This is a genomic window from Paenibacillus sp. J22R56, assembly GCF_056269375.1.
The window spans coordinates 209,861-222,043 of sequence record NZ_JBWDNV010000005.1 but is presented as its reverse complement, the minus strand read 5'-3'; the positions used below and the strand labels follow the sequence as shown (position 1 = coordinate 222,043).

The 12,183-nt window shown below is 46.4% G+C and carries 8 protein-coding genes; 7 read left to right on the top strand and 1 reads right to left on the bottom strand.

The genetic code is table 11. The features are described from left to right. Window positions 1-62 precede the first annotated feature (62 nt). The 4 genes from AC0YNT_RS13970 (at window position 63) to AC0YNT_RS13955 (ending at window position 5,966) form a co-directional block, all read left to right on the top strand. On the top strand, window positions 63-977 hold the full coding sequence (locus tag AC0YNT_RS13970) for an ABC transporter permease (protein ID WP_475805144.1): 915 nt from the start codon (window positions 63-65) through the stop codon (window positions 975-977). Between the two features lie 19 nt (window positions 978-996). Beyond that, window positions 997-1,896 (top strand): carbohydrate ABC transporter permease, encoded by a 900-nt coding sequence (locus tag AC0YNT_RS13965; RefSeq protein WP_475805143.1) that lies wholly within the window; start codon window positions 997-999, stop codon window positions 1,894-1,896. 22 nt (window positions 1,897-1,918) lie between these two features. Continuing rightward, window positions 1,919-3,661: a glycoside hydrolase family 2 protein gene (locus AC0YNT_RS13960; protein WP_475805142.1), complete on the top strand. Its 1,743-nt coding sequence runs from the start codon at window positions 1,919-1,921 to the stop codon at window positions 3,659-3,661. 256 nt (window positions 3,662-3,917) lie between these two features. Beyond that, on the top strand, window positions 3,918-5,966 hold the full coding sequence (locus tag AC0YNT_RS13955; protein ID WP_475805141.1) for a GxGYxYP domain-containing protein: 2,049 nt from the start codon (window positions 3,918-3,920) through the stop codon (window positions 5,964-5,966). Between the two features lie 248 nt (window positions 5,967-6,214). Here AC0YNT_RS13955 and AC0YNT_RS13950 read toward each other — a convergent pair whose 3' ends face one another. Continuing rightward, a complete protein-coding gene (locus tag AC0YNT_RS13950; RefSeq protein ID WP_475805140.1) occupies window positions 6,215-6,868 on the bottom strand; it encodes a transcriptional regulator in 654 nt (217 codons plus the stop codon). Between the two features lie 333 nt (window positions 6,869-7,201). Between AC0YNT_RS13950 and AC0YNT_RS13945 the strand changes: the two genes are divergently transcribed. The 3 genes from AC0YNT_RS13945 to cysI all read left to right on the top strand — a co-directional run bounded on the left by AC0YNT_RS13945 (window position 7,202) and on the right by cysI (window position 12,135). Further along, window positions 7,202-8,191 carry a cell wall hydrolase gene (locus AC0YNT_RS13945; RefSeq protein ID WP_475805139.1) on the top strand — a complete coding sequence of 330 codons (990 nt, stop codon included), beginning with the start codon at window positions 7,202-7,204 and terminating at the stop codon, window positions 8,189-8,191. A gap of 300 nt (window positions 8,192-8,491) precedes the next feature. Beyond that, window positions 8,492-10,330, top strand: coding sequence for an assimilatory sulfite reductase (NADPH) flavoprotein subunit (locus AC0YNT_RS13940; protein ID WP_475805138.1), 1,839 nt, complete (start codon window positions 8,492-8,494; stop codon window positions 10,328-10,330). Window positions 10,331-10,404: 74 nt separating this feature from the next. Beyond that, a complete protein-coding gene (gene cysI, locus AC0YNT_RS13935) occupies window positions 10,405-12,135 on the top strand; it encodes an assimilatory sulfite reductase (NADPH) hemoprotein subunit (protein WP_475805137.1) in 1,731 nt (576 codons plus the stop codon). Window positions 12,136-12,183 lie beyond the last annotated feature (48 nt).

Here is a 12,183-nt window from a genome sequence, read left to right as displayed (position 1 = left end):
AGGGCTGCTCGCGGATTCTTGCGAATGGCTTTGCCCATACCTGGAAATAAGGTGGTGGGTGTATGAAGACAAGTCTTATTATTAAGAAGGATGTTAGAAAAAACTGGTTTGCTTATCTGCTGGCCGTGCCGGTCATTGCATGGTTTGCTGTTTTTTGTTACGGACCTATGTGGGGTCTCTTGATTGCCTTTAAGGACTTTAAGCCGTTACTTGGATTCGCGGACAGCGATTGGGTCGGGCTGAAGCATTTTATTGATTTCTTTGAAGGGCCATATTTCTGGAGAGTTGTGAAAAATACGCTGCTCCTCAATGTTTGGGGCCTTGCGTTTGGGTTTACTGCTCCGATCATACTCGCCTTGATGTTAAATGAAGTACGTGACGGCAAGTTTAAGAAGCTGGTTCAGACGATCACGTATATGCCGCATTTTATCTCACTTGTTGTCGTGTGCGGGATGATTCATATTTTTACAGAAGACGAAGGGGTCGTTACTCAACTGCTGCAGTTGATTACGGGCAAGGACTATACGTCTCTGCTTGGCTATTCCTCCTTCTTCAGGCCGATCTATACCTTCTCGGATATTTGGCAGACCATCGGCTGGTCGAGCATTATTTATCTGGCTGCGATGAGCTCGATCGATTCTACCTTGTATGAGGCAGCTGATATTGACGGCATTGGGAGACTGGGGAAAATGTGGCATATTACGCTCCCTCAGATCAGTCCGGTTATCGTTATCCTATTTATCTTTGCAGTAGGCGGCATCATGGCTTCGAGTTATGAGAAGATCATTCTCCTTTACAATCCATTAACCTATGACAAGGCGGATGTTATTGCATCCTATGTCTACCGGAGAGGCTTACGAGAAGCGAGCTTAAGCTATTCCACGGCTGTTGGTTTAGTCAGTTCCCTGGTTAACTTTGCTCTTCTATGGGTGACGAACAAAATAGCAAGCCGCAAATCTGACGTGAGTTTATGGTAGGAAGGGGGATACATGTACGATGAAATATTATTCCGTTGGCAGCAGAGTATTTGATATTATCATTTATTTATTACTTGCGCTCTTAACCTTGTGTTGTCTGTATCCAATCGTCCATATCCTATTTGCGTCTGTCAGTGATCCGGCGAGGCTGGTTGCTCACAAAGGGATATTGTTAAATCCACTTGGGTTTACGATGGACGGCTATAAGCTGATTTTCAAAGATAACAGTCTATTAGTTGGATACAAGAATACAATCCTGTATGTAGGGCTTGGCACGCTCGTTAATATGATTATGACGATTATGGGCGCGTTTGTTTTATCTAGACGGGATTTATATTTTAAGAAATATATTATGATCATCATTACGATTACGATGTTTTTTGGCGGGGGATTAATTCCCTGGTTCTTATTGATGAAAGATATCGGCCTTTACAACAATCTATGGGCTATGATTCTGCCTACCGCGCTGAGTACGTGGAATATGATTGTGCTCCGGACGGGCTTTCAATCCATTCCTACGGAGCTAGAGGAAGCGGCAATTATTGATGGTGCAAGTCAGATTAAGCTGTTAATCAATGTGATTATTCCACTGTCCAAAGCTACCTTGGCTGTAATCTTCTTATACTATTTGGTCGGCAACTGGAATTCCTGGTTTAATGCCATGGTTCTGCTTAAAGATCGGGATCAATTCCCGCTGCAGCTGCTGCTGAAGGAGATTCTGGTAGCGAACGACTCTACGGCAACCTCACAGGGAAGCGCCGGCGGCGTTATCATCGATAGTGCATCAAGTGCGACGGCATTCCGTGAATTAGTGAAGTATTGCACAATTGTGTTCTCAACACTGCCAATTTTGATGGTGTATCCATTCCTTCAGAAATATTTTGTAAAAGGTGTCTATGTTGGTTCGATTAAAGGCTAAGAGCAAAGGAGTTTACTAACTTATGAAACTTGATTTTCCGCGTCCGGAATACCCGCGTCCTCAGTGGGTTCGGCCTAATTGGATCAACCTGAATGGGGAATGGCAATTCGAAATCGATCATGGCAAAAGTGGTAAAGAACGCGGGTTTCAGGAATCCGCCCATGTGTTGTCTGATAAGATAACAGTTCCCTTTTGCCCAGAAAGCAAGCTCTCCGGAGTGGAATATAAGGATTTCATGCCAGCTGTATGGTATCGAAGAGAAATCTCTGTACCAGGCAGCTGGCTGAAAGGCAAGATTCTGCTGCACTTTGGCGCTGTCGATTATGAAACGGAAGTGTGGGTTAACGGAGTATCTGTGGGTACACATCGTGGAGGGTATTCTTCTTTCCACCTTGATATCACAGCAGCGGTTACAGCTGGAAGTAATGTGATTACCGTTTGTGCAGAAGATGATGTGCGTTCCGGGCTGCAGCCTCGCGGAAAGCAAAGTGAAAGATTCTATTCGCATGGCTGTGATTATACACGTACGACAGGAATCTGGCAGACTGTTTGGCTTGAGCAGGTGCCTCATTCTTATTTGGCAGGAATGAAAGTGGTTACGGATCCGGAGAACGATTGTGCACATCTGGAAGTGCAGATCGGAGGAGAAGGTGCTGGAGCAACGCTTACGGCAACAGCTTTATTTGAAGGAAGAGCTGTTGGTACTGCAACCTGCGTGGTGTCTGGAGCGATTGCCAAGCTGACACTTCCTTTGTCTGAGATTCACTTGTGGGAGCCTGGTCATCCACAGTTGTATGATCTGGAGATCAACTTGGCGAAGCAAGGACAAGTGAAGGATACGGTCCAGTCTTATTTTGGGCTTCGTACGATCAAGCTGGATGGCATGGCGGTTCGGATTAACGGTAAATCTGTGTTCCAGCGCCTTGTGCTGGATCAAGGCTTTTATCCAGATGGCGTCTATACTGCCCCATCCGATAATGATCTGCGTAAAGATATCGAAATTTCAATGGGGCTTGGCTTTAATGGCGCTAGGCTTCATGAGAAAATGTTCGAACCTCGTTTCCTGTATTGGGCGGATAAGCTGGGCTATTTGGTGTGGGGTGAGCATGCCAACTGGGGCCTTGATATTACGACAGCTGAGGGCTTAGCCCGGTTCCTGCCGGAATGGCTGGAAGGGTTGGAGCGGGACTTCAATCATCCTGCACTTATTGGCTGGTGTCCGTTTAATGAAACATGGGACCGGGATGGTGCCAAGCAAAACAATGATGTGCTGCGTATCGTTTATGAGGTGACGAAGCGGATGGATCCGACACGTCCTGTCATCGATACAAGCGGTAATTTCCATGTCATAACGGATATATTTGATATACATGACTATGATCAGAATCCGGAGACGTTCCGGGCCAGATACGAACCAATGAAGGCCGGTGGCGAAGTATTTAATACATTCCCGAACCGTCAGAAATACGAAGGGCAGCCTTATTTTATCAGTGAGTATGGCGGTATTTGGTGGAATCCGGATCAGAAGGATGAGAAGTCTTGGGGTTACGGCGACAGGCCGAAATCCGAAGATGAATTCCTTACGCGGTATGCGGGATTGACGGATGCTTTACTTGATCATCCGATGATGTTTGGGTTCTGTTATACGCAGCTTTATGATGTGGAGCAGGAAGTGAATGGGTTGTACACGTACGATCGCCGCGCGAAATTTGATCCTAAAGTCATTCGCAGCATTAATGCCAGAAAAGCTGCAATTGAAGATTAATCGTTATGTAAGAAGGCCTCTTCGGAGGCCTTTTTTTGTTTTGCTGCTTGGATCGAGGTATGCAACTAAAGTCCTTGGATGGCTTAAGGAAGAACTATTTATTTGGGAATTTTTGTCGAAGTGATTGAAATGACATATATAATATATATAATATGACTTGTGAGTTACAGACTCTATGCTGAACAATTGGGAGGTGGGGAGTCAGCGTTTCGAACGGCATGCATCATCACTAATTCATAATAAGAGGTGTGGGAACATGATTCGAAAATTAACGGCAATCAGTTTAGTTGTTGTCAGTACGCTGTCTTTCTCGGCGGGATCTTATGCAGCGCCCCAGCCGGCGGCGCAAGGATCCGCCATTTCATGGCCAAATAATCAAGCGCTTCCATCATTCAAGCAAGGCAAACAGCTAGAGGTAGCGGACATTTATGATGCACCAGGAGATGTAAAGCTGTTGTTCTCTACTTTGCAGGGCATTGTGAACCGGAAAGAAACTCGAATCTACCTTCTGGAAAACAAGGAAGAAGGTAAGTTCAAATGGTTGAATGATCTAAACGTCGATTATAAAGTGCGTGATGATTATTATGATATTTTGAAGCAGTATAAAAATGAAGTTAAAGGCATTATCATTTATGACCCTAATGTACCGGATTCCGTGAACGTGGCAACAACTTTGGCTGGTCTTCGTGACGGTGTAGCAGTAAGTCCTGAGCTCGCTGTGAAGCTGCAAGCTGCACCGTACGGCTTTAAAGTGATCGAGGATCTGCAAGGGAAGTTTAAGGACCGGGTAGACGCTTATACATGGCAGTATGAGAATTTGTGGAAAGAAACAACTCACCGGATGCTCGTGGGCCTCAGCCCTGAAGTATCGGCACGTCCACCAGCGAATCAACCTGATACATACAAGGTTGTAGCACAGGAGCAGACGGAAGAACGCGATGCGAAAAACCGTCAAGTGTATGATATTGACTTGTCTCAATTTGTAGCGAAGCCTGATGTGTATGTGAAATTCGGAGATGCGTTCACTCAGGACGGCTGGGGTGCAGCGGTTCATGAAATTACGGTGAAGGCTGACGGAGAAACGATCGCTCATTTCCTGCCAGGTACTGCTGATGAGAAGCCTTACCTGTACGACCCGCAAGGCTCCCAAGTATCGTCGGGAAGCGGCGGCCACCGTTTTGCTGATGGCGGCAACTATTTCACGTATAAGTTCACTCCACCTGCAGGCACGAAGGAGCTTACAATGTCTGCTGAGATGTGGAATGAGTATAAGGTGAGTGCGACTAATGACCAGCCGTTCTCTTCTCAGACGAAAGAGCCTTATGGTTACCTGCGTGATTATGCTGTAGCAAACAAAGCAATGGTATTCTGGCTGGATTCGAATGATCCGGCTGAGAAAGAGCTGTTTGAGAAAATTTTGTCCGATGTGAAGCCTGGCACACCGTATCTTGGATGGTTCAGCAATGACTTCCAAGGTGAATTCAGCGGGGTAGAGGTTGCTTCGAATCATGGCGTGTACGTTCTTGCGGCGGACTGGTTCAGCAACTTGACCGTATTCTCCGGAACGAAACCAAATTTTACGAAGCCTAAAGCTCCAAAGCCGGTGAAACTGGACAATAAAATTTATGTAACGTATACATTCAGCGAAGGCGATAACCTTCAATATAACGAGCATAAGCTGCGGATCCTGTGGGATGACCCGAAACGCGGCCAGGTGCCGATCAACTGGACATCCAGCCCGCTACTCTACGACGCCGCTCCAGCTATGCTGAACTACTTCTACGGCACTGCAACAGCGAATGATCAAATTATTGCCGGACCTTCCGGAGCAGGTTACTTCTACCCGGCTGCATGGCCGGAGAAATCGCTCACGGAATTCCTGAAAAATACAAAAGATTACATGAAGAAGACTGGAATGGAAATTCCATATGTGCTTAACCGCTTGAACGGTGAAAACCTGCCGCTCAGCAAAGCGAACAATGCAGCTTATCGCGATCAGTATGATGCTAAAGGAATCTTCATCGGCTGGGATAACTTCACTAAAGTAGATATTGTTGACGGTCTGCCGACTTCCAACATTCTAGGTGTAGGTTCAGTAAATGATGCGAAAAAAGCGCTTGCTGATGCAAAAGCGAAATGGGATGGCAAATCGCCGCTCTTCGTATCTCTTGGTATTTTGGCATGGGGCATGACGCCTACAGATTTGGCTAACATCACAGCTGGACTTGATTCTTCGTATCAAGTAGTCTTGGCAGATCAATACTTCTCGCTTATTAGAGATGCTAATGGCTTGCCTAAGAAATAGTCTTTATTAGAAAGAAGACCTCCGGATGTCCGGGGGTCTTTGTTTATTGAGGGTCATTCTTATCCTCGCTAACGAATCGTCAGATGCTTATTCCTCGAAAAACAGCTACTTGTAACGCTATTAGTCTGGTTGAAGGCAAAATGATACGCTTTTAAGGGGATTAGCGATACCAGGATTCGTTACAATTCCCGAACCCTCTATTTCGAGCAAATAGCGTGATGTAGATTCGTTAGAATTTCGTTTGTTGTTTAGAATTGTGCGGATAAGGTAAATGTGCGATAACGCTGCCTGCCGCTGGCTACGATAAGTAGTTGGTGTTCAACCAAGCTGAGTAGAACCCGGCGTGCATGCTGGTCGGAAATCCGCAGATGAGAAGCGAGCTCCGACGGCATGAAAGGACGCAGTAGACGCGTTGCATAGCGAATAGTTTCCGTCTCAAGCCAGCCTAATGACTCTGGCACATCGGTTGCAATAAACTTTCCGATAAAGGAAAACACGAGCTGCTGACAGCGCTTTGGTTCATCTGTGATGGATAAATAAGCAATCGGCAAAAAGATCCAGTCATCAAGCGTTAATAAGCAGTGCCGCCAACACAGATCTTTGAAGCGCCTCACGTCCAAATCTCTTGCGTGAGGTCCATAGCCTTGAATTTCAATTCCGCCTTTCATCTCCCCGCCGGGCATATAGGCTAGATCAAGATAGCGGTATCCGTTATGGAAATCGCGAACCTCCCACTCCGGATATAAATGATTAAAGCTGCGGACGGCAGGGAACCAGACTGAACGGAGAAACTCGACTGTGCCATGGCCAAGCCCTTTCTCGAGTAATTCTCGTCTTCGGTGATTCTCTTCTTGTTGAATCATGGATTGCAGCCATTCTTCATAAGCTTGGTCGAATTTCATAATTGAACAACACATCCTTTAAAAAATTAGAATCTCATTCGTATCGTTGTTCGGCCGTTACCATAAAAAAACGCCGTTTTGACATCATCCCACCTCATGGGGAACGGATATCAAAACGGCGTGTTCTTCACGACCAAACAATATATGTTCAGTATAAATCGATAATAAATGAGAAACAATCTGCTCTTTTATGAGAAAAATGAAAGAATTTATAGCGATTATCTTCATTTCTGTGAAAATGTTAATCCAAACTTTATATTTCTCTGTGGTACAATTACCCAAAAGCATGAACGTATCGGGCTTTATACCTACATAAATTATAGGGAGGTATATATGATCATACATAGTAAGCTTATGAAGTGCATAATAGGATTGGCGCTCATATTGCTCAGTATCGGAACGGTGTCCGTTGTCTCTTCTGGAGCAGCATATGCGGCAGAAGCAAACGCATCGGTTAAGGTGAATGACAAGAAAGTGAAGTTGTCCGATTCGGTTATCGTTCAGAAGAACAGAATGTATGTGCCTGCAGCAAGTATAGCTTCAATGCTTGGTGCAAACGTAAGCTGGGACAATGAAAATGAAGAATTAACTTTAGATACGGAATTAAATGATGAAGTTGTTTTCGGAAATGGCGTACCGGTTGTTTATTTCAATGACACCCGTTATCGGATGGATGCAGTTCCATTCATTGAGGACGGCAGGCTATATGTGCCACTCCGCCAGCTGGCTGAAGTGCTCCATGCCGATCTGTCCTGGAACAACGATTCCAATACGGCTGAACTTACTGAAGTGGAGCGTGCGGCAGTAACGGAAGAGTACGAATTGGCTGAGATCAGCAAGGAATACGGCATCGGCGCATCGACCCTACTGAAGCGCAACGGATTGAGCAGTAAGGATCAAGTTAAGCCAGGAGTAAAGCTTAAAGTTATCATCCCGTCGTTTCTTGATAATCCGGCTGCGGCCTACTCCCAATCGGATTTGACGCTGCTCGCGAGGATTTCAGTGGTGGAGGCAGGCAAAACTTCTTATGAAGGACAGCTGGCGATTGCCAATGTCATTTTGAACCGTGTGAAGGACCCGAAATTCCCGAAATCGATACATGATGTGATTTATTCCGGAAAGCAGTTTCCGCCAGCTCATAACGGTCTACTTGATCAAACAAAGCCAACTGCAAGCGCCCTTCGGGCAGCTAAGGATGCATTGAATGGAAAAAACAATATTGAAGACGCTGTTTATTTCTTTAATCCACGTGTTACAAAAGGGGCATTCTGGTCCAGCCTGGATGTCGTCGTGACGATTGGCAGTCATAGCTTCGCAAAATAATAAAAACCCGCTAGACACAACAATGTGTTTAGCGGGTTTTTCGTGTGGCGTTCATTTATGACCAGCCGACTTAGCCTCGGATGAGGAGAACATGCATCGTATAACCATAATTAGGCAAAGAATAAGCCGATTGGATTCCTGCGCACAGCTTTATAAATAAAAATGATTAATTTTACAAAATAACTTATAGACAAATTTCGACTTATACATTGAACCTGACGTGAGCCTGCGTTAGTATAAAGATAGTATAAAACACAGTACCGAAGTCGGATTTTATAGATTGATGTGAGGTGGATAGAGTTGCAACTTCTTGTGACGAACAGTCCGTTTACAAGCGAGCAGGCGGAATTAATTAACAAGCTGCTCCCAACTTTAACGGAAGCTCAGAAAAATTGGTTAAGCGGATATTTAAGTTTTTATGCTGCAGGTAATGTAGCAGCAGCAACGGCAGAAGCGCCAATCGTAACTGCTGAAGCTCCTGCAGCAGCAGCAATTCCTGAAGGTCCGAAGGAAGCGACGATTTTGTTCGGATCGCAAACCGGCAATTCACAAAGACTGGCGGGACGTTTGGCTGATAAGCTGAAAGGCCAAGGCTTTGAAGTAACGCTGTCGGCAATGAACCAATACAAAACGAATAAATTAAAAGAAGTTAGTTATCTGTTTATTGTGGCTAGTACACATGGCGAAGGAGATCCGCCGGATAACGCGCTGACGTTCTATGAATTCTTGAATAGCAAACGTGCACCTAAGTTAGAAGGAGCGAAGTTCTCTGTTCTGGCGCTTGGCGACACATCGTATGAATTCTTCTGTAAAACAGGTGCAGACTTTGACACCAGACTCGCTGAGCTTGGAGCTGAGCGTATCGTCGATCGTGTTGATTGTGACGTTGACTTCGAAGATGCAGCCGCTGCTTGGATTGCTTCGGTTAACGGCGCAGTAAGCACAGCTTCTGCATCATCAGCAGCTCCTCAAGGAGCAGCAGCCGTTTCACAGGCAGCAGCAGTAGAATCGGAATATACACGTGCTAATCCGTTTATGGCTGAGGTTCTAGAGACGCTGAACCTGAACGGCAGAGGCTCGGATCGCGAGACTCGCCATCTTGAGCTGTCGCTGGAAGGTTCCGGTCTTTCTTATGAGCCAGGCGATGCGGTTGGTGTATATCCACAGAATGATTCTTCTTTAGTAGAAGAGATTATTTCATTCCTTGGCTGGAACTCGGATGAGAAGGTTGTAACGGGCAAAGCAGGCGAAACTTCAACGCTCCGTGAAGCGCTTCTTCATCATTATGAAATTACGGTATTAACGAAACCTCTGCTTGAAAAAGCGGTTGCCTTCTCGGGTAACAGCAAGTTGGCAGACTTGGTTAAACCAGAAAATAAAGAAGACCTGAAAGCCTATACAAACGGACGGGATCTGCTTGATCTGCTTCGTGACTATGCGCCTTGGACGATTCAAGCAGGGGATCTTGCTAACTTGCTTCGCAAGCTGCCGCCTCGCTTATATTCCATTGCAAGCAGCGTAAACGCTCATCCGGAAGAAGTTCATCTGACAATCCGGAAAGTGGAATACGAAGCTCATGGCCGTGACCGTAAAGGCGTTTGCTCGGTATACACTTCTGAGCGTCTGCAGCCTGGCGACAAGCTTCCGATCTTTATCCAGCAGAATCCGAACTTCAAGCCTCCTGTTAACTCGGATACACCGGTTATCATGGTGGGTCCAGGCACAGGTGTTGCACCGTTCCGTGCCTTCATGGAAGAGCGTGAGGAATCGGGCGCTGGCGGCCAAACATGGCTGTTCTATGGAGACAGACATTTTGTAACAGACTTCCTGTACCAGACGGACTGGCAGCGTATGCTGAAAGACGGCGTACTGTCGAAGCTGGATGTAGCTTTCTCCCGTGATTCGGACGAAAAGGTTTACGTACAACACCGGATGCTTCAAAACGGTGAAGAGCTGTACAAATGGCTGGAAAATGGCGCACATGTGTATGTATGCGGCGACGAGAAGCATATGGCGCATGACGTGCAATCCGCACTCCTTACGATTATCGGCCAGTATGGCGGTAAATCTCCGGAAGAAGCGGCAGCTTATTTGTCCCAGCTGCAAGAGCAAGGACGTTACCAACGAGACGTATACTAAGCGCTTGAGTAATAGCGCATAGCGATAATAGAGAGTATCGACCCATTATATGGGTAAAGGAGCGAACAACAGCAATGGCAAAGAACCATAAAGTCGAGCCTATCGGCGGACCGCCGAGCGACGTGGAACATCTGAAATTGGAAAGTAACTATTTGCGCGGTTCGTTGACAGACTCCCTGTCGAACCGTATTACGGGCGGTTTGCCCGAGCTGGATAACCGTTTGTTGAAATTCCATGGCAGCTATATGCAGGACGACCGCGACTATCGTAACGAGCGTCAAAAGCAAAAGCTGGAGCCTTATTTCCAATTCATGCTTCGTGTTGTAACACCAGGTGGTGTAGCGACACCAGAGCAATGGCTTGTTATGGACAGCCTGGCGGATAAATATGGGACGGGCAGCCTTAAGCTGACTACACGTCAAGCGTTCCAACTTCACGGTGTATTGAAGTGGAATTTGAAACATACGATTCAAGAAATCCACCAAGCTATGCTGACAACACTTGCAGCTTGTGGTGACGTTAGCCGTAACGTGATGTGTAATCCTAACCCTTATCAATCGGAGCTTCATAGCGAAGTATTCTACTGGTCGCAGCAATTGACGTCGCATTTGGCGCCAAAAACACCGGCATATCATGAAATTTGGCTGGATGGCGAGAAGGTAGTCGACAGTACGGAGCAAGACGGCGTAGAAGTGGAGCCGATTTATGGTCCAGTCTACCTGCCGCGTAAGTTCAAGATTGGTATTGCTGTACCACCATCCAATGATGTTGACGTGTATTCGCAGGATCTTGGCTTTATTGCAATCGTTGGTGAAGACGGCAAGCTTGCAGGCTTTAACGTAAGTGTTGGCGGCGGCATGGGTATGACACATGGCGATACTGCGACTTACCCGCAGCTTGCTAAAGTGATTGGCTTCGTTACTCCAGATCAAGTATTGGATCTGGCTGAGAAAGTTGTAACGATCCAACGCGATTATGGTAACCGTTCGGTGCGTAAATACGCTCGTTTCAAATATACGATCGACCGTCATGGTATGCCTTGGTTCATTGACGAGCTGCAAGATCGTTTGGGCTGGGAGCTTGCTCCTGCTCGTGAGTTCCATTTCGAGCATACGGGTGACCGTTATGGCTGGATTAAAGGCAAAGACGGCAAATGGAATTTGAACCTGTACGTTCAAGCCGGCCGTGTTGTTGATACAGAAGACAACAAGCTGAGAACTGCACTTCGTGAAATCGCGAAGATCCATACTGGTGATTTCCGTCTGACGGCTAACCAGAACTTGGTTATTGCTAACGTAACTGCTCAGAAGAAATCAAAAATCGTTGCCTTGCTGAAAGAATACGGTATTGCAGAAGGCACTCAATATTCGGCTCTTCGTCGCAGCGCCTTGTCTTGCGTAGCACTTCCAACTTGCGGTCTGGCAATGGCAGAGGCTGAACGCTACCTGCCTTCCCTGATTGACAGACTGGAGCCAGTTCTTGCGGAAGCAGGTCTCCGGGACAAAGAAATTAATATTCGTATGACGGGCTGTCCGAACGGCTGCGCGCGTCCAGCACTTGGCGAGATTTCGTTCATCGGTAAATCGCCAGGCAAGTACAACATGTACATGGGTGCCGGTTTCTCAGGCGACCGCCTAAGCAAGATGTACAAAGAGAACATCGGCGAAGACGAAATTATAGATACTCTTACTCCGATCATTCACCGTTATGCAGCTGAACGCAACAATGGTGAGCACTTTGGCGACTTTGTCATCCGTGCAGGTTATGTGAAAGCAGTTACCGACGGCACGAACTTCCACGAATAATAGATTAGCGGTACAGAGTTGATCTCTGTACCGCTTTTTTTGCTGCAT